At 64.7% G+C, this 19,278-nt stretch carries 17 protein-coding genes and 1 pseudogene; 10 read left to right on the top strand and 8 right to left on the bottom strand.

All coding sequences use genetic code 11. The annotated features are described in order from the left end of the window. Nucleotides 1–172: 172 nt before the first annotated feature. Nucleotides 173–1,858 (bottom strand): methyl-accepting chemotaxis protein, encoded by a 1,686-nt coding sequence (locus JQ635_RS30645; protein WP_211413519.1) that lies wholly within the window; start codon nt 1,856–1,858, stop codon nt 173–175. Nucleotides 1,859–2,109: 251 nt separating this feature from the next. Here JQ635_RS30645 and JQ635_RS30640 point away from each other — a divergent pair, with 251 nt between their 5' ends. The 4 genes from JQ635_RS30640 to JQ635_RS30625 all read left to right on the top strand — a co-directional run bounded on the left by JQ635_RS30640 (nt 2,110) and on the right by JQ635_RS30625 (nt 6,469). Further along, nucleotides 2,110–3,153, top strand: a complete 1,044-nt coding sequence (locus JQ635_RS30640; RefSeq protein WP_211413518.1) for a C-terminal binding protein — start codon at nt 2,110–2,112, stop codon at nt 3,151–3,153. Between the two features lie 83 nt (nt 3,154–3,236). After that, nucleotides 3,237–4,499: an ABC transporter substrate-binding protein gene (locus tag JQ635_RS30635; protein ID WP_211413517.1), complete on the top strand. Its 1,263-nt coding sequence runs from the start codon at nt 3,237–3,239 to the stop codon at nt 4,497–4,499. Nucleotides 4,500–4,623: 124 nt separating this feature from the next. Beyond that, on the top strand, nt 4,624–5,580 hold the full coding sequence (locus tag JQ635_RS30630; protein WP_211413516.1) for a carbohydrate ABC transporter permease: 957 nt from the start codon (nt 4,624–4,626) through the stop codon (nt 5,578–5,580). Between the two features lie 46 nt (nt 5,581–5,626). Beyond that, the gene (locus tag JQ635_RS30625) at nt 5,627–6,469 is read left to right on the top strand and encodes a carbohydrate ABC transporter permease (protein ID WP_246929963.1); all 843 of its coding nucleotides are present in this window, start codon (nt 5,627–5,629) and stop codon (nt 6,467–6,469) included. 5 nt (nt 6,470–6,474) lie between these two features. Here JQ635_RS30625 and JQ635_RS30620 read toward each other — a convergent pair whose 3' ends face one another. Continuing rightward, a complete protein-coding gene (locus tag JQ635_RS30620; protein WP_211413514.1) occupies nt 6,475–7,368 on the bottom strand; it encodes a LysR family transcriptional regulator in 894 nt (297 codons plus the stop codon). A gap of 361 nt (nt 7,369–7,729) precedes the next feature. On the opposite strand from JQ635_RS30620, the gene JQ635_RS30615 reads away from it, so the two are divergent. After that, nucleotides 7,730–8,737, top strand: coding sequence for an alpha/beta fold hydrolase (locus JQ635_RS30615; RefSeq protein WP_211413513.1), 1,008 nt, complete (start codon nt 7,730–7,732; stop codon nt 8,735–8,737). A gap of 149 nt (nt 8,738–8,886) precedes the next feature. After that, nucleotides 8,887–10,242: an esterase-like activity of phytase family protein gene (locus JQ635_RS30610; protein WP_211413512.1), complete on the top strand. Its 1,356-nt coding sequence runs from the start codon at nt 8,887–8,889 to the stop codon at nt 10,240–10,242. A 214-nt stretch (nt 10,243–10,456) separates the two neighbouring features. Here JQ635_RS30610 and JQ635_RS30605 read toward each other — a convergent pair whose 3' ends face one another. From JQ635_RS30605 to JQ635_RS30580, 6 genes are all read right to left on the bottom strand, one after another. Next, nucleotides 10,457–11,290: an energy transducer TonB family protein gene (locus tag JQ635_RS30605; RefSeq protein ID WP_211413511.1), complete on the bottom strand. Its 834-nt coding sequence runs from the start codon at nt 11,288–11,290 to the stop codon at nt 10,457–10,459. After that, on the bottom strand, nt 11,290–11,736 hold the full coding sequence (gene exbD / locus JQ635_RS30600) for a TonB system transport protein ExbD (protein WP_211413510.1): 447 nt from the start codon (nt 11,734–11,736) through the stop codon (nt 11,290–11,292). Before exbD ends, JQ635_RS30605 begins: the two co-directional genes overlap by 1 nt. 3 nt (nt 11,737–11,739) lie before the next feature. Continuing rightward, a complete protein-coding gene (gene exbB / locus JQ635_RS30595; protein ID WP_211413509.1) occupies nt 11,740–12,516 on the bottom strand; it encodes a tonB-system energizer ExbB in 777 nt (258 codons plus the stop codon). 25 nt (nt 12,517–12,541) lie between these two features. Further along, nucleotides 12,542–13,045 carry a heme utilization cystosolic carrier protein HutX gene (gene hutX, locus JQ635_RS30590; RefSeq protein WP_211413508.1) on the bottom strand — a complete coding sequence of 168 codons (504 nt, stop codon included), beginning with the start codon at nt 13,043–13,045 and terminating at the stop codon, nt 12,542–12,544. A 21-nt stretch (nt 13,046–13,066) separates the two neighbouring features. Beyond that, entirely contained in the window at nt 13,067–13,402 is a 336-nt protein-coding gene (locus JQ635_RS30585) for an antibiotic biosynthesis monooxygenase family protein (RefSeq protein WP_211413507.1), read from the bottom strand. 98 nt (nt 13,403–13,500) lie between these two features. Continuing rightward, nucleotides 13,501–15,843, bottom strand: a complete 2,343-nt coding sequence (locus JQ635_RS30580; protein ID WP_211413506.1) for a TonB-dependent hemoglobin/transferrin/lactoferrin family receptor — start codon at nt 15,841–15,843, stop codon at nt 13,501–13,503. Nucleotides 15,844–16,104: 261 nt separating this feature from the next. On the opposite strand from JQ635_RS30580, the pseudogene JQ635_RS39080 reads away from it, so the two are divergent. The 4 genes and pseudogenes from JQ635_RS39080 to JQ635_RS30560 form a co-directional block, all read left to right on the top strand. Next, a pseudogene (locus tag JQ635_RS39080) lies at nt 16,105–16,308 on the top strand (hemin uptake protein HemP); the annotation flags it as partial. Nucleotides 16,309–16,318: 10 nt separating this feature from the next. Beyond that, nucleotides 16,319–17,269 (top strand): heme/hemin ABC transporter substrate-binding protein, encoded by a 951-nt coding sequence (locus tag JQ635_RS30570; RefSeq protein WP_211413505.1) that lies wholly within the window; start codon nt 16,319–16,321, stop codon nt 17,267–17,269. Continuing rightward, the gene (locus JQ635_RS30565; RefSeq protein ID WP_211413504.1) at nt 17,266–18,357 is read left to right on the top strand and encodes a FecCD family ABC transporter permease; all 1,092 of its coding nucleotides are present in this window, start codon (nt 17,266–17,268) and stop codon (nt 18,355–18,357) included. The genes JQ635_RS30570 and JQ635_RS30565 overlap by 4 nt, the downstream gene beginning before the upstream one ends. After that, complete coding sequence (locus tag JQ635_RS30560) at nt 18,354–19,154, top strand: heme ABC transporter ATP-binding protein (RefSeq protein ID WP_211413503.1); 801 nt, start codon at nt 18,354–18,356, stop codon at nt 19,152–19,154. The genes JQ635_RS30565 and JQ635_RS30560 overlap by 4 nt, the downstream gene beginning before the upstream one ends. Nucleotides 19,155–19,278 lie beyond the last annotated feature (124 nt).

Genomic DNA, 19,278 nt, shown 5'->3' with positions numbered 1-19,278 from the left:
TACTGGATGCCCCGCCTGCCGCCTACGCTAAAGCTTCGGCGCCCCTAGATCTCAACCCCAGCGAAGCCTTGGCGTAGCCGGGTCGCGGGGCATGACAGACGACAAACTCAAAAGAAAAAGGTGGGCACGACGCTTCGCGTCTTTGCCCACCCTACGACTTCAGTGCAAGAAATTACGCCGCGCGGACCTTGGCGAGGAAGCCATCCACCGCGTTGCGCAGCGCGCCGGACTGGCTGTCCAGCTCGCGGGCGTTGGTGAGCACGGTTCCGGCCGCGGTGCCGGTCGCTTGCGCGGCCGAGGTGACGCTGCCGATATTGGCGTTGATCTCGCTCGAGCCGGCCGCGACCGACTGGATGTTGCGGGCGATCTCGCGCGTCGCCTCGCCCTGCTGCTCGATCGAGGCGGAAATGCCCGCGGTGATCTCGCTCATCTCGGCGATGGTCTGGGTGATGCCGCCGATCGCCGCGACCGCGTCGCTGGTCGAGGTCTGCATCGCCGCGACCTGGGCCGAGATTTCCTCGGTGGCCTTGGCGGTCTGGTTGGCGAGCGCCTTCACCTCGGAGGCGACGACGGCGAAGCCGCGGCCGGACTCGCCGGCGCGCGCCGCCTCGATGGTGGCGTTGAGCGCCAGCAGATTGGTCTGCGCCGCGATCGAGTGAATGAGCTTGACCACTTCGCCGATCTTCTCGGCACCGGTGGAGAGCTCCTGCACCGTGGCGTTGGTGCGCTCGGCGTCGCTGACGGCACGGCTCGCAACTTCCGTCGAGCGCGTCACCTGGCGGGAGATTTCCGCAACCGAGCTCGACAGCTCCTCGGCGGCGGCCGCGACGGTGCCGACATTGCCGGACGCCTTTTGCGAGGCGGCGCCGACCGTTGCGGCACGCGAGGAAGCATCGCTCGCGGTCGCGGTCATCGACTGCGCCGTGGTCTGCATGCCGGCTGCGGCCGAGGAAACCGAGCGGACGATGCCGTTGACGCTGCGCTCGAAGTCGTTGGCGATCTCCTCCATGGCGCTGCGGCGTTCCGCCGCGGCGCGGTCCTTGGCGTCCGCCTCGATCTTCTCGAGGTCGCGGATGCGGACCGCATTGTCCTTGAAGATCTGGACGGTCGCGGCCATCGCGCCGACTTCGTCGCCGCGGCCGACGCCGGGAATGTCGCCTTCGAGCTTGCCGTCGGCGAGGTCCTTCATGCGCATGCCGAGCAGCGCCAGCGGACGGCTGATGCTGCGGCCGATCATCCAGGCGACGCTGCCGGCGACGATGACGATGCCGAGCATGGCGAGGCCGAGCAGCCAGTAGACCGGGCCCATCTTCTGGTCGATGTCCTCGAGATAGGCGCCGGTGCCGAGATACATGTCGAAACCGGGGACGGCGACCGCATAGCCGAGCTTGCGGATCGGCTCCGGCTGACCGGGTTTCATGTATTCGTAGAAGAGAAGGATGTCGCCGTTGGCCTTGACGCCGTCCATGATCTCGCGGGACAGCTTGCGGCCGTTCGTCTCCACGTCCATGCGGTTGGCGCCGATCTGCTTCGGATCCGGTGCGAGCTGCGTGATGCCGTCATAGGTGGTGCCGAACAGATAGCCGGAGCCCTTGTCGTAAGTCATCGCGTTGCCGTAGCGGCGCAGATCCGCAAGCGCGGCGTCCTTGGTCATCTCGCCGGCATTGACCCGCTTCATCAACGTCGCGGCATAGTTGCGGGCCAGCTCGACGATCGCCTTGGTCTGGTCGATGCGCGCATTCACCATCTCGCGCTTCATCAGATAACCGGCGAGAACTCCGGAGATGCAAAGGCCGAACAAGGTGACGCCGACAAGGATGCCAAGCTTGGGGGCGATCTTCAGGTTGCTCAACTTCACGGGATAGCTCCGGCAAAAAAGGGATACGGGCACGCGAGTGAATCGATCGAAATTGAATCAACTTTTAGGGAGCGACCCTTAGCAAGTTACTTACGTGCCTCCGTAGAAGCCCTGACGATGCCGGCAAAACCGGCAATATTCATCGCCCCGGACAACCGGCAATTGTACGCACCCGCCTCGATTTCGCGTAAAAGACGCAAAGGCCCGCCAGAAGGCCGGGTCACAACAAGAAACCAAATCGGGAGCAGGAAATGCCGAAATACAGGGTGGTGACGCCGAAGGGCGCGAGCTTCACGGTCGCGGGCAGCGATTATTCCTTTGAGCGCGAGGCGCTCGATCCGATCGATGCCGAGATCGTCGAGGCCCCCGCCAACGAGGCCGAGTTCATCGCCGCCGCGAAGGATGCCGATGCCATCTATGCCAAGGGCATCCCGATCACCAAGACCATCATCGACAGCCTGCAGAGCTGCAAGGTCATCACGCTCGGCTCGGTCGGCGTCGACAGCGTCGACGTGAAGGCCGCCACCGCCCGCGGCATTCCCGTCACCAACATTCCCGACACTTTCATCGAGGAGGTTGCCGACCACGCCATGATGCTGCTGCTCGCCGGCTTTCGTCGACTGGTCGAGCAGGACCGCATGGTGCGTGACGGCCGCTGGGCCGAGGGCCGGCCGGCGTTGCTCAAGATCCCGAGGCTGATGGGCCAGACGCTCGGCTTCATCTCGTTCGGCCGCGTCGCGCGTGCAGTTGCGAAGCGCGCCGCGCCCTTCGGCCTGCGCATGATGGCCTACGACCCCTTCATCCAGGAAACGCTGATGTACGACCACGGCGTCATCCCTGCGACACTGAACGAGGTGCTGTCGCAATCCGACTTCGTCTCGATGCACGCACCCGCGCGGCCCGAGGTGCACCACATGCTGACCGAGAAGCACTTTCGGCAGATGAAGAAGGGCTCGATCTTCATCAACACCGGTCGCGGCGCCACGGTGGACGAGGAAAGCCTGATCAAGGCGTTGCAGGAAGGCTGGATCGCGCACGCCGCCCTCGACGTGCTGGAGAAGGAGCCGCCCTCGCACAACAATCCGCTGCTCGGCATGGAGAACGTGACCCTGACCGCCCATGTCGCCTCGGCCTCGGCACGGTTCGACGAGGCGCGCAAGCGCCGCGTGGGCTACGAATTGTCACTGGTGCTTCAGGGCATGTGGCCGGTAAGCTGCGTCAATCCGTCGGTGCTGCAGAACACCGCGCTCCGCCGCTGGCAGCCTGTCAGCATGGATCGCGGGCCGAACAGCTAGGCAGCCGGCGCAACAAGCGCCGGAACTGGAAAGACCCTTCACCGGCGATCAACGCCGGGAAGGGAACATATAGGGAGGTACTGATGAGGAACGACATCACACGTCGTGATGCCTTGGCGCTGGGCCTGTCCGCTGCAACGCTCGCGGCCACCGGTGCTGCAGCGCAAACATCCAACATTAGAGCTGCCGATGTTCCGGCACCCAAGCGCGACATCGAGAAGGGCGCATCGCTACGCATGCTGCGCCCGGTGCGCTTCGTCCAGGCCGATGAGGACGTGTTCCGCGCCAACGCGGCAAAGTTCACCAAGGACACCGGGGTCGAGGTCAAGGTCGACTTCGTCGGCTGGGAGGATATCAACCAGCAGACCGCGGTGACCTCGAATTCCGGCGCCGGCCCCGACATCATCATCGGCTTCTCCGACGCGCCGCACATTTACATCGACAAGCTGATCGAGCTCACCGACGTCGCCGACTATCTCGGCAAGCGATACGGGGGCTGGCTGCCGCTGGCGCAACGCTACGGCAAGAAGAACAAGAGCGAGGCCTGGATCGGACTGCCGTTCGGCGCCACTGCGGGTCCCCTGATCTACCGCAAATCGGTCCTGCAATCGGTCGGCTTCGCGCTCGGCAATGCCAAGGGCGACGGCAACGGATTCGCCAACTGGGCGCTGTGGTCGCACAACGCCTCCCTGCTCGACGAGGAGGGCAACGTCACCATCAACAGCAAGGAGACGATCGCCGCACTGAACTGGGTCAAGGAGCTGTATCCGACCTTCATCGCCGGCACGCCGTCCTGGAACGACGTCAGCAACAACCGCGCCTATTCCTCGCAGGAGATCTCGCTGACGGCCAACGGCGTCTCGCTGTACTTCTCGCTCAAGAACGACCCGGCAACCAAGGCGATTGCCGAGGACAGCGAGCATCAGTTGCTGCCCAAGGGCCTCGCCAAGGTCTCTCCGATGGCGGGCCTGACCCTGAACGCCATGGTGTTCAAGCACAGCCCGTACCCCAACGCCGCAAAGGCCTTCCTGCAATACATGATGGAAAAGGATCAGTACGAGCCGTGGCTCAATGCCAACTCCGGCTACTGGTCCCAGCCGCTGGCCGCCTATGCCGAGGCCGCCGTGTGGTCGCAGGATCCCAAGGTGAGGCTGTTCAAGGACACGATGAACAGCACCTACTATGACGGCTACAAGGGCCCGATCTCGACCGCGACCGGTGCGGTCAGCGCCGATTATGTGCTGATTCAGATGTGCGCATCTGTCGCCACCGGCGCTGCCACGCCGGAAGCCGCGGCCGCGGAAGCCGAGCAGCGCTGCAAGCGGTACTTCCGGCGGCAGAAGTAGAGATCGTCATTACGAGCGAAGCGAAGCAATCCAGTCCGTCCCCGCAGCGACAGCCTGGATTGCTTCGTCACTTCGCTCCTCGCAATGACGACGTGGTGAAAGCTTAGAACAGGACAACAGACTAATGTCCGTGACCACCCTCTCTTCTCCCGCGCTGGCGCAGCGGCAGCCGAACTGGATCGTGCGGCTGTTCGACTACAAGCCGTTCCTGATCGCGATGTGCCTTGCGCCGGCGCTCGGGCTGCTTGCCGTCTTCCTCACCTATCCGCTCGGCCTCGGCGTCTGGCTCGCCTTCACCGACACCACGATCGGGCGGCGCGGCATCTTTGTCGGCCTCGAGAACTTCCAGTATCTGCTCACCGATCCCCTGTGGTGGAACGCGGTGTTCTACAGCGTGTTCTACACGGCAATCGCGACCTTCGGAAAGTTCGCGCTCGGCTTCTGGCTCGCGCTGCTGCTCAACAACCATTTCCCGTTCAAGAGCGTGCTGCGCGCCATCGTGCTGCTGCCCTGGATCGTACCGACGGTGCTCTCGGCGCTGGCGTTCTGGTGGATCTACGATCCGCAATTCTCGATCATCTCTTATCTCCTGGTCGACGTGCTGCACTGGAGGTCCAGCAATATCGACTTCCTCGGCTCGCCCTGGCCGGCGCGCTTCTCGCTGATCGCCGCCAATATCTGGCGCGGCATTCCCTTCGTCGCGATCTCGCTGCTGGCGGGCCTGCAGACCATCTCTCCCTCGCTCTACGAGGCCGCGATGCTCGACGGCGCCAGCGCCTGGCAGCGCTTCCGCTACATCACCTTTCCGATGATGATGCCGATCCTCGCCATCGTCATGACGTTCTCGATCATCTTCACCTTCACCGACTTCCAGCTCGTCTACGCCATCACCCGCGGCGGTCCGGTGAACTCAACCCATTTGCTGGCGACGCTGGCCTTCCAGCGCGGCATCGCCGGCGGCGAGCTCGGCGAAGGCGCCGCGATCGCAGTGTCGATGATCCCGTTCCTGGTGTTCGCGACGCTGTTCTCCTATTTCGGCCTGGCGCGCCGCAAATGGCAGCAGGGAGAGGCCAATGACTGACGCCGTCGCGCAAGGCTCCTCCGTCACCAAGGCAGCACCCGACACCATGGCCTGGGATTCCGGGCTGCGGCGGCTGATGATGATCTACCTGCCGCTCGGCTGCTTCGTGCTGATCCTGCTGTTCCCGTTCTACTGGATGGCGATCACCTCGTTCAAGCCGAACGCGGAACTGATGAACTACAAAGACCACAATCCGTTCTGGATCTCCTCGCCGACGCTCGCCCACATCAAGCATCTGTTGTTCGACACCGCCTATCCACGCTGGCTCAAGACGACGATGCTCGTCGCGATCGGCTCGACCACGCTGTCGCTAATCGCGTCTACGCTGGCGGCCTACGCGATCGAACGCCTGCGTTTCCGCGGCAGTCCCTATGTCGGCCTCGGCATTTATCTGGCCTATCTCGTACCGCCGTCGATCCTGTTCATTCCGCTCGCCACCGTCGTGGTGCAGTTCGGCCTGTTCGACTCGCCGCTGGCGCTGATCCTGGTCTATCCGACCTTCCTGGTGCCGTTCTGCACCTGGCTCCTGATCGGCTATTTCAAGTCGATCCCCTACGAGCTCGAGGAATGCGCGCTGGTCGACGGCGCCACGCGGCTCCAGATCCTGCGCCGGATCACGCTGCCGCTGGCGGTGCCCGGCCTGATCTCGGCCGGCATCTTCTCCTTCACGCTGTCCTGGAACGAGTTCATCTACGCACTCGCCTTCATCCAGAGCGGCGCCAACAAGACCGTGCCGGTCGCGATCCTGACCGAGCTCGTCACCGGCGACGTCTACCAATGGGGTGCGCTGATGGCGGGCTCGCTGCTCGGCTCGCTGCCGGTCGCGATCTTCTACTCGCTGTTCGTGGACTATTACGTGTCCTCGCTCACCGGCGCGGTGAAGGAGTAACAGAACTAGGCAAGCCGAGCCTTGAGGCGCGGGGTGGCCCAATCCAGAAAGGCGCGGAGCTTGAGCGGCGCAGGCTTTCGCTCTGCATAGACGAAATGCACCGGCCAGGGCTCCTGCTCGAATTCCTCCAGCATGAGGACAACCTTGCCGGCACGCCGCGCGTCCTCCATCTTGTAGGACATCACGCGCGCGATGCCGGCACCTGCGACGGCAGCTTCGACCGCGGCCTCCGAATCGCTCACCGTCAATCTCGATCGTATCGGCACCGTGACTTCGCTGCCGTCCATGACGAACTTCCAGCTCTTCTGCGCCGCATGGCTGTCGACGCCGATACAATCGTGCGAAGCGAGATCGGCGGGCTCGTTCGGATGCCCCCGCTTCGCGAGGTATCCGGGACTGGCGCAGAGCACGAACCGGACCGAGCCAACCCGGGTCGCGATCAGGTTGCTGTCCGGCAGACTGCCGATCCGAATCGACACATCGATATTCTCGTCGACGGTGTTGACGATGCGGTCGGTGAGGACGAGCCGCAGCGCGATCTCGGGATAAGCCTCCATGAACTCGAGCGCGATCGGCAGAAGGTGCATGTGGCCCAGTCCCCACGGCGACGTGACCGCGAGATCGCCCCTCGGACTTCTGTACTCGCCGGAGACCTCCCTCTCGGCATCGTCCACCTGCTCGATGATCCGCTTGCAGGCCTCGATATAGGATCGCCCCGCATCGGTCAGCGTCATCTGGCGCGACGACCTCTGAAACAGCTGGGCGTTCAGCCGCGCCTCCAGCTCGGCAACCGTTCGGCTGACTGTTGCGACCGGCATATGGAGGCGCCGGGAGGCTGCCGAGAAGCTTCCTGTATCATTGACGGCGATGATCACCGACATCGCCTCCAGCCGGTCCATCAGACGCGTCTTTCCGTAACCTGAGAAGTAGCTTCTCGATCATATGGACTGATCCCGCCGGTCGCAATCGGTTACCCGAAGCTTGCTGCGGATTTGGAATGGGACGGCTGGAAGCTTGCCTGGAAAACGATCAACCGACGAATGCCGGACAGCATTCGGCTGCTCGCAATTGCGGCACCTCGGCCTGACGCGCGAAGGCAGCGTGGAATTGGATCTGCCTTCGGCATCCCCTGGCGCACCGACCACAAGCCCGCCGATCACACGGCCGCCGGCTGCATTGACAGCCGTCATCGCAGAATCCAGCGCCGGGCTCGCGGCGACCGACGAATACAATTATCACCGATTTGACTGGGAGATCGACATGACCACCGAGAACATCACACGCCCATCAGCCGGCCTCGATCGCCGACACCTCATCCTTGGCCTATCCGGAGTTGCCGTTGCTGCGGCTGCGCCGGCTGCCGCGGCAAAGCCGCAACGCGATCGCTCCGAAAGCGGCGGCGGCTATCCGGTCACGTACCATCGGACCAAGACCGTCGACGGCATCAAGATCTTCTATCGCGAAGCCGGGCCGAAGGATGCGCCCGTGGTGCTGCTGCTGCACGGTTTTCCGACCTCCTCCCACATGTTCCGCAACCTGATTCCGGCTCTGGCGGATCGGTATCACGTGATCGCTCCCGATTATCCCGGCTACGGCCAGAGCGACATGCCGCCGCGGGCGTCATTCAAGTACACGTTCGATCGCTTCGGCGAGCTCGTCGACGGCCTGCTCGACCAGCTCGGCGTCAAGCGCTACGCGATGTATGTCATGGATTACGGTGCCCCGGTCGGCTGGCGGCTAGCGCTGAAGCATCCCGAGCGCATCAGCGGCCTCATCGTTCAGAACGGCAACGCCTACGATGAAGGATTGAAGGAGTTCTGGAATCCGATCAAGCAATACTGGGCCGACGGCTCCGACGCGAGCCGTCAGGCGCTGATGAAGCTGTTGACGCTGGAGACGACTAAATTTCAGTACACCGACGGCATGTCGGACGCGAGCCGGATCTCGCCCGACAACTGGATCCATGATCAGGCGCTGCTGGACCGGCCGGGCAACAACGACGTTCAGCTCGACATGTTCTACGACTATCGAACCAATTTGCCGCTGTATCCGGCGGTGCAGGCCTACTTCCGCAAGCACAAGCCGCCGACGCTGATCGTCTGGGGCAAGAACGATTTCATCTTTCCCGCCGACGGTGCCCATCCCTACAAGCGCGACCTGCCCCAGGTGGAATTTCATCTGATCAACTCCGGTCATTTCCTGCTCGAGGACAGGTTCGACGAGGTCACTCCCCTGATCCGCGATTTCCTGGCCCGCAAGATCGCCTAACCTTGTCGGATTTCGCGAGGTCGCCGCGCCGGCGGCTACCCTCGCGAGATTCGATCGGGGGCGGGAGAGAGCTGCGGCGTTTGGCCCGGTTTCACAAAACTGCAATAGGCCATCCGCATAACGCGTGCATCCGCCAACAGGAGACGCACATGCGCGCGACTTTTCTCAGCACCGTCGCAACGATCATTCTCACCGCGAGCACCGCGCTCGCGCAGAGCGAGGGCGAATTCCCGGCCAAGCTCGCCGGCCACGTGGTGATGCCGGCCGCCACCTTCATCGACGCGCCGGCGGATGCGCCCGCCGATCTCAAGACCTCGGGCAAGTACACGACCGGCAAGCGCATCGACGCGCTCGGCACCGTCATGGGCAAGTCCTATGAGCGTCCGACCGGCGTGTCGCTGCCGTTCAAGGGCCAGCCGCTGCAGGGCCATTCCGGCATCAAGCACATGCCCGACGGCAGCTACTGGGTGATCACCGACAACGGCATGGGCGCGCGCGCCAACTCGCCGGATTCGATGCTGTATCTCAACCGCTACAAGATGGACTGGGCGAACGGCAAGATCGAGCGCCTGGAGACCGTCTTCCTGCACGATCCCGACAGACGCGTCCCCTTCCGCATCGTGCATGAGGACACCCAGAAGCGTTACCTCACCGGCTCGGACTTCGACACCGAGGGCTTCCAGATCATCGGTGATGTCTTCTGGATCGGTGACGAGTTCGGCCCCTACATCCTGAAGGCCGACAAGACGGGAAAAATCCTCGGCGTGTTCGAGACGGTTGCCGACGGCAAGCCGGTGCGCTCGCCGGACAACTGGGCGGTGGCTACCCCGGGTGCCCCGGGCGCGACCTACACCAACGTCAATCTCCGCCGCTCCAAGGGCTATGAGGGCTTCGCCGCGTCGAAGGACGGAAAATTCCTCTACGGCCTGCTCGAGGGGCCGCTGTGGGATGCCGACAAGAAGGATTGGGAGAAGGTCGACGGCAAGGAAGCCTCCCGCATCCTCGAATTCGACGTCGCTGCCGAGAAGTTCACCGGCCGCTACTGGCAATATGTGTTCGAGCAGAACGGCAACGCCATCGGCGACTTCAACATGATCGATCAGGCCTCCGGCCTCATCATCGAGCGCGACAATGGCGAAGGCACCGCCGACAAGGCCTGCCCGCAAGGCCAGCGCGGCGAGAACTGCTTTCCTGATCTCGCCAAGTTCAAGCGCATCTACAAGATCGAGCTGACGGACGCCAATGTCGGCAAGCCCGTGCGCAAGATCGGCTATATCGACCTGATGAAGATCAGGGATCCCGACAAGAAGGCGAGGAAGCCGCTCAATGACGGTGTCTACACCTTCCCGTTCTTCACCATCGAGAACGTCGACCGCGTCGACGACACCCACATCATCGTCGGCAACGACAACAACCTGCCGTTCTCCTCCAGCCGCGATCCCAACAAGGCCGATGACGACGAGTTCATGCTGCTCGAAGTCGCGGACTTCCTGAAGGCGAAGTAAGACGACGCTCTCTCTTCTCCCTCTCCCCGCTCTTACGGGGGCGCGACGAGCTTCGCTCGCGCTGAGAGGGTTGGGGTGAGGGGCTGCTTCAACGATCACGGTAAGAGACGGACTCGCGGAGAGTCCCCCTCACCCGGATTGCGCTGGACGATGCTCCGCATCGCCAGGTGCAATCCGACCTCTCCCCGCAAGCGGGGCGAGGTGAAGAAGGCCGCTACCGGATCGAGAACGAGACCGGCACGGTGAAGCTCATCGTGGCATGCGTGATGTCGGGTGGAAACGCCGGAAAGGGCTGCGCCCGGCGGACCATCGCCATGGTCTCGGCGTCGAGTGCCGAATAGCCGGACGAACCGGCAAGACGGCTGCCGAGAACCTGCCCGCTGCGACTGAGTGTGAAGCTCAGCCGCGCGACGCCGTTCTCGCCGGCGGCTTTCGAGGCCGGCGGATATTGCTTGAAGCGCTGCAGATGCGCCGCCACCATCTGGTTATAGGACGCGATCGCTGCCGCCGATGCGCCCGCGCTCACGGCCGATGCGGCCGGAGCCTGCCGCTCCGCGCGCGCCGAGGCCGTGGTGCGTGGGGCCGGCGTCGTGTGGCTCGGCTTCTTCGCCTCGGGACGAACCACCTTCGGCTTGACCGGCTCGGGCCTGGTTTCGGCGACGACCTTGGCGGGCTCCGCCTCCGCCTGCTTCAGCTTCTGCTCGGGCGGCGCAACGACCTCCGGCTTGTCCTGCGGGGGCGTGGGCGCAATGGTCTCGTCGACTGCCTGCGGCGCCGCCTGATCCGGCGGCGAGGCGTCCGCCTGCTCCATCACCGGCCCCGGCGCGAGGTCGAGCGGCGTCGATTGCGGCGCCGAGGTGACCGGGGACATGTCGACCATGATCGCCGGCAGGCTGACGCCCTGCTCCGGCTGCGTCCTGAGCCAGCTCATCGCAAGCAGCGCAGCGGCAACATGCAACGCCATGATCACGCCCGCCGATACGCCCCAGCGCGCGGTTTCACGCTCGCCAATTGGCTCGTGCAGGGCAAACGCGTTCGCGGCGGCCATCAGCTGCGTCCGTCGAGGCCGACGAGAGCGACCTTGAGATAGCCGGCGTTGCGCAGGGTGTTCATCACCTCCATCAGGTCGCCATAGGAGACAGCCTTGTCGGCGCGGAGATAGATGCGCTCGTCCTTGCGACCCTTGGTGGCAGCATCGAGCGAGGTGCTGAGCGCATCGCGACCTATGACGTCCTCGCCGACAGCAATCGAGAGGTCCGGCTTCACGGTGACGAAGACCGGCTTGTCCGGCCGCGGCGCCGGCTCGGCGGCAGTTGCCGGCAACTCGACGCCGATGTCGACGGTGGCGAGTGGGGCTGCCACCATGAAGATGATCAGCAGCACCAGCATCACGTCGATGAACGGCGTGACGTTGATCTCATGGGTGACGTCGAGATCGTCAAGGTCGCCGCGCTTGCGCGGCGATCCGGTGCGTGCGCCGAGCTTCGCAGCCATGGCCTACTCCGCCGCCCGCGCCAGGCGGAACTCCCTGTGATCACGCTGCCGGCTGACCAGCAGCATCAGCTGCGCCGAGGCGTCGCCGAGCAGCGCCCGATAGTTGGCGATACCGCGGACGAGATGATTGTAGATCACCACCGCGGGAATCGCGGCGACGAGGCCGAGCGCGGTGGCAAGCAGCGCCTCCGCAATGCCGGGCGCGACCACGGCGAGGCTCGTGGTGTGGCTCTCGGAGATGCCGATGAACGAGTTCATGATGCCCCAGACCGTGCCGAACAGGCCGACGAAGGGTGCGGTGGCGCCGATGGTCGCGAGCACGCCGGTGCCGCGCGCGATCTGCCGGGACATCGCCGCCTCAACCCGCTCCAGCCGCAGCGCCACCCGCTCCTGAAGACCGTCATCGATGATGCCGCCGGAGAGCTCCGCCTCCTTCGCGCAGGACTGGATGAGCTGGGCGACGGCATCGTGTGCGTCTCCAGTCCGCTCCGCCGCCTCCGCCAGCTTCATCCGCCCCTCGAGCGCCCGCGTCCGCTGCACGGCGAGCGCGCTCTTGCGGCGCAGCTCGATGGTCTTGGCGAGCCACACCGTCCACGTCACCAGCGAGGCGATGGCGAGCCCGACCATCACCGCCTTCACGACGTTGTCGGCACCGAGAAACATGCCCCAGGGCGACAGATTGCGCGGCAGCAACGCCTCATCGATGGCGAAGGCCGGCGCCGGTGCGAGCGCCAGCGCGATGGTTAGGATCACGTGCCGAAGCCTGGACCTGCTTTGCATCCTGATCTCCCGACAGAAAAAGAAGCTACGCCGCGATCCGGTCTGCGAGCTGACGGAACCGCTCCAGCTGGTCGCTGCGCAGCGCGCGAGTCTCGTCGCGACCGACGAACACCTTGAACATGATGCCGCCGTCGGCATTGACGAAGGCGATGAAGGCCGAGGTCTTGCCCATGAGGGGCCGCTCGACGAACGCAACGGCCGCGCAACGCTCGTGGCGGAGATGACCGTGCAATCCCTTGGGCTGCATCAGGTTGAAATAGCCGCGGCCGATCTCGCCCGCCGGCACTGCCCCGGTGAACTCGAAGATCGCGTCATCGGTGTGGACGATCAGCGTCACCTCGCCCCATTCCGCGATGTCCTGCATGGCGGCGGCGAAATGCTCGCCGCCTCCGACGCGCACCATGGACGACGGCAGCGCCTCGATCACCGCGCGCGGCGTAACCTTGCGCTCGCGCGCAACGTCCTCGATCACTGCACCGGGATTGTCGGCCATATGCGCTCTGAGATCGGCGAGATCCTTGCTCAGCATGCCTGGTCCTCCGCTAGCCGCTCAGGCAGCCGCGCTCGCCTTGCGCTCGGTCATGATGACCTCGAAGCCTTCGAACTTGGGGTGGCCGAGATAGAGGCTTTCGCCGGTCTTGTTGTCGGCGCGCGCATGCGCGCGGCGGAATTCGTCTGAGCGGGTCCAGGCCTCGAAGGCCGCCTTGTCGACCCACACCGTGTGCGAGGAATACAGCGTGTGGTCCTCGGCGACCGGCCCTTTGAGCAGATGGAATTCGACGAAGCCCGCCATGCTGCCGAGATAGGATTCGCGGGTGCGCCAGACAGTCTCGAAAGCCGCTTCCGAGCCGAGCTTCACCTGGAAACGATTCATTGCGATGAACATAAAAGTCTCTCCTTGCTATCAAGACGAAAACGCGCCGAAGCCGCGCTGGAGCATCAGCGCGGCCCGGCGGAAGTTATGGTGTTGCGGCGCCTTCCGGCTTACGCACCTCCGAAGTGGATCTTCATGCCGGCCTTGTAGACCCGGCCCGGTCCCGGGCTCGTCCACAGCACGTCGTTCTGCGACGTGCCGTCGGTCGAATTGCCGGGAATGGCGTAAGGCCGGTAGTACTGGTTCAGGAGATTGTCGATCGAGGCCGAGAACACGATATCCCTGGTCGCGTTGTAGGTCAGGTACAGGTTGACCAGGTCGTACCCGGTCGACGGGATATAGTTGGCGGGCACGTCGTTGTTCGGACCGTACGAGGCCCACTGCGCCGACAGGATCAGGGTGCGATCGAGCAGGCGGACACCGCCGGTCGTGACGACCTTGGTCGGGGTGATGGTCGCGAGCCCGATATTGGTCTGGACGTTCTTGCCCTTGATGTAGTGACCGGCGACGCCGATGAACCAGTCGCCGGCATCGTACATCGTCTCCGCCTCGAAACCCTCGATGCGGGCCTGTGCGATGTTCTGGTACTGGTAGAACTGGCTGAACGAGCCGAACGGCGGCACCGGGACCGGCGCCGAGGCGACGAGATCGATGTAGTCGGAGACGTCGTTGCGGAACAGGTTGATCTTGCCGCGGAACGAGTCGTTTGCGCTGAAGATGTTGTCGTACTTCAGATTGAAGCCGACTTCCTTGTTCTTGCCGACCTCGGGACGAAGGTTGGGGTTGGGCAGGAAGCAGAACAGGCCTGTCGTGCCATCCGGGCAGTTGAAGAAAGCAGGGCTGCCGCCAGTCGCATGCGCACCATTGATCACGGTCTCCGTGATCGACGGGGCGCGATAGCCTTCGGCATAGCTGACATAGGGCTGGAAGCCCGGGACCGGCGTGACACCGAGGGTTATCTTCGGCGAGAAGCGGTCGCCGCCCGTATTCGTCGTGCCCGACTGCAGATTGTAGCGGTCATAACGGATCGCGCTGACCGCCTCGAACCAGGTGCTGTAATTCTGCTTCAACTGAACGAAGCCGCCGGAAACAGTGCGGATACCGCTCGGCGTCGTGATGTTGGAATTGCCCCGGCTGTCGGTCGTGATCACGTCGTCCTGGAACGCATCGACCCCGTAGGTCACGGCATTGCGCCAGTCGCCGACATTGAAGCGCGTGGTGTTGTTGGCGTCGAAGCCGACGGTATTGAGCGTATAACCACGCTTGTCGCCGACGCAGCCGGAGATGTTGTTGCCGACATTGCCGGTGCCGCAATAGGCCGCGCCCGATGTCGAATAGTGATAGGTCTTGGTCTGGTCGTTGTCGACGCGATTGCCGTAGACCGACACGTGCGAGTCGAACAGATTGTCGCTCGGCAGCGAGTAGTTCCAGGTCAGCGTGCCGGTGTAGTTCTTGGCGTCGGACGCATAGACCGATGAGCCCTGATAGAGCGCGCGCTGTGCCGCGGTTGCCACCGGGCCGCGATTGAGCTGGCCGATATCGTATTGATAGTCCTGGAACACGGCGCCGAACTTGACCTCGTGACCGAGGGCCGGCCGCACCGTGAGCTTCATCAGCCCGGCCTCGACCTGGTTGCCGGTGTTGCCGATCTCGGTGCCGTTGCCGTCCTTGTAATTACCTTGCGTGCGGTAGACCGCGCCGCCGAAGATATCGACGTCGGGCGTGGCACGCACGCCGCCGAACACCGAGCCGAGGCCGCGATTGTTGTTGGTGCCGTAGGTGCCCGAGAGATCGACGCCCCAGCGCTCGCCGGGACGCAGCACGTCGTTGATGTCCTTGGTGCGGAACGAGACCAGGCCGCCGATCGCGCCGGAGCCATAGATGTTGGCGGTCGGACCGCGCACCACGTCGACGCCGCCGATCAATTCAGGATCGAGGAAGAACGAGCCGTTGGCGTTGTGGCCGGTGCGCTGGTAGTTCTGCCGCGCGCCGTCGACGACGACAGCGACGCGGCCGAAATCCTGCAAGCCGCGGATGTTGATGACCGTCGCGGGATCGTCACCGCGCTCCTGGAACGACACGCCGGGCACGGCATAGAAGATGTCCGACAGCCGGTTGGGCTGGAGCCCCTGGATCTGGTCGAGCGAAATCGAGCTGACGGGCGCGAGTGCATCGATCGCACGCTCCTTGGTCTTGGTTGCGGCGACCGTGATGGTGTCGAGCACCTGAACAGGCGCGGTGCTGCCCGCCTGGGCGCGGGCGTTCAGGGTTTCAGGCGTCGCTTGCTGTGCGGCTTGCGGCTTGGCCTGCTTGCGCTTGGCCTGCTTCGGTGACGCGTTTTCGGCCTGCGGCGATGCGGTCTGCGCAAAGCCGCTTGCCGGCATCACTGCCGCAATTGAAACCACCGACGCGCCCAAAATCAGGGCGCGCGAATACCTAGCCCCGTCAGCCATATCAGCCCCAGCCTGCACTTCACTTTAATTTTGTTGTCGTCTGGCTGGCGTGCGCCGCACGACGCGGCGACTGGCTGGCTGAATTTCTCAAGGCGCGGACATGCCGCCCGCTGCCATATTTGGTTACGTGGCAACACTCTGACGGTCAATGACCGCAGGTTGCAGTTTATATCAATTGTAAATTGCCGCCGTTGGAATGCGCCTGACGCCGCCTATACAAGCAGGCAGCCTCTGAATTTACGAAAGCGCATCACACCCATTATGTCGGCAACATCAGGAGACAATAGCGGCGATGCGGCAGGGCCGGCACAAGGTCCTTCTGCAACAACGAGAACTCTCACCATGCGCGGAAGCCGGATCGACAGCCGCGAGCTGTTTGCGCATGAGCGCGAGATCATCATCGCTCATGGCGAGGACAGCTATCGCCTTCGACTGACCTCGCAAAACAAGCTGATCCTGACGGAAGTAACCTGCAATGACATTTTGTCGCACCCTCGCAAACCTCGTGCTATCAGGCACCATCGCGCTTGCGTCCAGCGCGCATGCCGCCGGCATCACGGTCCATGATGCGCGCAATCGCGACGTCACTGTTGCCGACTTTGCCCGCACGGTCTCGATCGGCGGCGCCATCACCGAGATCCTCTACGCGCTCGGGCTGGAAAGCAGGCTGGTCGGCGTCGACACCACGAGCCTTTATCCCGCGGCGGCGCTGCACGACAAACCCAATGTCGGCTACATGCGCCAGATCTCGGCCGAGGGCGTGCTCGGTCTCAACCCGACGCTGATCCTGGCGATCCAGGGCTCGGGCCCGCGCGAGACCATGGACGTGCTGGAGACGGCGAAGGTGCCGCTGGTGCTGGTGCCAGAGACCTTCTCCGAGGACGGCCTGATCGAGAAGATCAAGCTGGTCGGCCATGCCATGGGTGTCGATGCGCGCGCCGAATGCCTCAGCGCCGCCGTCGGTGCCGATCTCGCCCAGCTCCGCGCGCTGCGCACCAAGGTGACGAGGCCGGTGCGCGTGATGTTCGTGATGTCGCTCCAGAACGGGCGCGCCATGGTGGCCGGCCACAAGACCGCAGCCGACGAGATCATCCAGCTTGCCGGCGCGGCCAACGCCGTCGGCGATTACGACGGCTACAAGGTCATCGGCGACGAGGCGATCGTGGCCGCAAAGCCGGACGTCGTGCTGTCGATCGAGCGCGGCAAGGATTCGCTGCAGGCCGATGCAGTCTACACGCATCCCGGCTTTGCGCTGACCCCGGTCGCGGCCAGCAAGAGCTTCATCACGATGGACGGGCTCTATCTGCTCGGCTTCGGGCCGCGCACGGCCGCGGCGGCGCGCGATCTCTCGGTCAAGCTGTATCCGGCCTTGGCCGATGGCGGCGCATTCACGTCGGCTCTGTCGGCGGCGAATTGCCGGCAATGAGCGTGGCGATCGGGACCGAGGCACGGAGCCTGCGGCGAAGCGCAGGGCGGCGGTCCGCATCGTTCGCGATCCCCCTTCTGCTTGCGGCACTGGTCGCCACCGCCGTCGTCGCCCTTACGGTCGGCGCAGCCGGCATTCCCCTCTCCCGGCTGCCTGCTGCGCTCGGCTTCACCGGCAACACGACCGCCGATGCCATGACGGTGCGTGACCAGCTCGTGCTGTGGTCGATCCGCATCCCCCGCATTGCCGCGACCGCGATGGTCGGCGGGCTGTTGGCGGCGGCCGGCGCGATCATGCAGGGGCTGTTCCGCAATCCGCTCGCCGACCCCGCTCTCGTCGGCGTCTCCAGCGGCGGCGCGCTCGCCGCCGCGAGCGCGATCGTCTTCACGGATTCACGCTTCGGCGGGGCGCTGCACTTCCTCCAGACCGAGCTGTTGCCGCTCGCCGCCTTCGCGGGCTCGCTGGCAACGACCGCCATTCTCTACGGCATCTCCAGCCGCTCGGGACGGACCTCGATCGCGATCTTCCTGCTTGCCGGCGTCGCCATCACCGCGATCGCCAACGCCGGCATCGGGCTCTTGGTGTTCATCGCCGACGACCGTCAGCTCCGCGACATCACGTTCTGGATGCTCGGCTCGATGAGCGGCGCGACCTGGACCAAGGCCGCCGTGCTCGCGCCGGTCCTTGTTATCGGACTCGCAGCTTGCGCCTTCATCGCCCGCGGTCTCGATCTGCTGGTGCTCGGCGAGGCCGACGCCTTCCACGGCGGGGTCGATGTCGAGCGCCTGAAGCGAATCTCGATCGTCATGGTCTCCGCCATGACCGGCGTTGCCGTGTCGATCAGCGGCGTGATCGGCTTCGTCGGCATCGTCGTGCCGCATCTGCTGCGGCTCGTCATCGGGCCCGCGCATCGCCTGCTGCTTCCGGCTTCCGTGCTGCTCGGCGCGATCCTGATGGTTGGCGCCGACACGCTGGCGCGCACCATCGTGACGCCCGCGGAAATGCCGATCGGCATTTTGACCGCCGCCGTGGGCGCGCCGGTCTTCCTCGGCATCCTGCTGCGGCAGCGCGGGCTGGCCGCGCTATGAGCACAGTGATCGAGGCGACATCTCTTAGCAAGCGCGCCGGCCGCGCCACGCTGCTCAACGGCGTCGGCCTGACGGTTGCGGCCGGCGAGATGGTCGCCATCATCGGCCCGAACGGCGCCGGCAAGTCGACGCTGCTGCGGCTGCTCTCCGGCGACCTCCGTCCGAGCCAGGGCGAGGTGTGGCTGAAGCAGCGCGACATCAAAAGCTACACGCCGCGCGAGCTTGCCGCGCGCCGCGCGATGCTGTCCCAGCATATCAACGTCACCTTCCCCTTCACGGTCGAGGAAATCGTGCTGATGGGCGCCGGCGAGCGCAGCCCACACGAGGCAGGCCGGCTTGTCGACGCCGCGCTGGACGAGGTGGGCCTGGCGCATTTCCGCGAACGGCAATTGCCGACGCTGTCGGGCGGCGAGCAGCAGCGCGCCCATTTCGCCCGCGTGCTGGTGCAGCTCGCCTGCGGCGAAGCCGAGCGTGGACCCGGGCTTTTGCTGCTGGACGAGCCGACCTCGAGCCTCGACCTGCGCCACCAGATCGACCTCGTCGAAGCCGCGCGCCGCCGTGCGGCCGGCGGCACCGCCGTCGTCGCGATCCTGCACGACCTCAATCTCGCGATCCGCTTCGCCGACCGGCTGGTCGTGCTGAGCGGCGGCAGGCTCGCCGTCGACGGCCCGCGCGCGGAAGTCGTCACCCGCGAGATCATCCGCGATATCTTCGAAATCGACGCCGTCGTCCATCAGGCCGACGGCGTGCCGTATGTGCTGCCGCAGTCGATGCGGGCGGTTGAGACCGGAATTTAGCCAGCACTGCTTCTGCGAAGGCGGCGCGCTCCCTCCCCCGCTTGCGGGGGAGGGGTGGGGAGAGGGTGTCGCCGCAACGGGACAATCCCCTAGAGGAAAGAGCCCTCACCCCAGCCCTCTCCCG

Origin of the sequence: Bradyrhizobium iriomotense (assembly GCF_018130765.1) — a bacterium.
In the GTDB taxonomy this organism is placed as follows: domain Bacteria; phylum Pseudomonadota; class Alphaproteobacteria; order Rhizobiales; family Xanthobacteraceae; genus Bradyrhizobium; species Bradyrhizobium iriomotense_A.
The sequence above is the reverse complement of the archived record's forward strand: the minus strand, read 5'-3'. Positions and strand labels throughout refer to the sequence as shown.

What these genes read in the sequence shown, in the direction of transcription:
- JQ635_RS30640 (WP_211413518.1), top strand. Translation starts at nt 2,110, where the DNA reads ATGCCGAAATACAGGGTGGTGACGCCGAAGGGCGCGAGCTTCACGGTC.
- JQ635_RS30635 (WP_211413517.1), top strand. Translation starts at nt 3,237, where the DNA reads ATGAGGAACGACATCACACGTCGTGATGCCTTGGCGCTGGGCCTGTCC.
- JQ635_RS30630 (WP_211413516.1), top strand. Translation starts at nt 4,624, where the DNA reads ATGTCCGTGACCACCCTCTCTTCTCCCGCGCTGGCGCAGCGGCAGCCG.
- JQ635_RS30625 (WP_246929963.1), top strand. Translation starts at nt 5,627, where the DNA reads ATGGCCTGGGATTCCGGGCTGCGGCGGCTGATGATGATCTACCTGCCG.
- JQ635_RS30620 (WP_211413514.1), bottom strand. Translation starts at nt 7,368, where the DNA reads ATGGACCGGCTGGAGGCGATGTCGGTGATCATCGCCGTCAATGATACA.
- JQ635_RS30615 (WP_211413513.1), top strand. Translation starts at nt 7,730, where the DNA reads ATGACCACCGAGAACATCACACGCCCATCAGCCGGCCTCGATCGCCGA.
- JQ635_RS30610 (WP_211413512.1), top strand. Translation starts at nt 8,887, where the DNA reads ATGCGCGCGACTTTTCTCAGCACCGTCGCAACGATCATTCTCACCGCG.
- JQ635_RS30605 (WP_211413511.1), bottom strand. Translation starts at nt 11,290, where the DNA reads ATGGCCGCCGCGAACGCGTTTGCCCTGCACGAGCCAATTGGCGAGCGT.
- exbD (WP_211413510.1), bottom strand. Translation starts at nt 11,736, where the DNA reads ATGGCTGCGAAGCTCGGCGCACGCACCGGATCGCCGCGCAAGCGCGGC.
- exbB (WP_211413509.1), bottom strand. Translation starts at nt 12,516, where the DNA reads ATGCAAAGCAGGTCCAGGCTTCGGCACGTGATCCTAACCATCGCGCTG.
- hutX (WP_211413508.1), bottom strand. Translation starts at nt 13,045, where the DNA reads ATGCTGAGCAAGGATCTCGCCGATCTCAGAGCGCATATGGCCGACAAT.
- JQ635_RS30585 (WP_211413507.1), bottom strand. Translation starts at nt 13,402, where the DNA reads ATGTTCATCGCAATGAATCGTTTCCAGGTGAAGCTCGGCTCGGAAGCG.
- JQ635_RS30580 (WP_211413506.1), bottom strand. Translation starts at nt 15,843, where the DNA reads ATGGCTGACGGGGCTAGGTATTCGCGCGCCCTGATTTTGGGCGCGTCG.
- JQ635_RS30570 (WP_211413505.1), top strand. Translation starts at nt 16,319, where the DNA reads ATGACATTTTGTCGCACCCTCGCAAACCTCGTGCTATCAGGCACCATC.
- JQ635_RS30565 (WP_211413504.1), top strand. Translation starts at nt 17,266, where the DNA reads ATGAGCGTGGCGATCGGGACCGAGGCACGGAGCCTGCGGCGAAGCGCA.
- JQ635_RS30560 (WP_211413503.1), top strand. Translation starts at nt 18,354, where the DNA reads ATGAGCACAGTGATCGAGGCGACATCTCTTAGCAAGCGCGCCGGCCGC.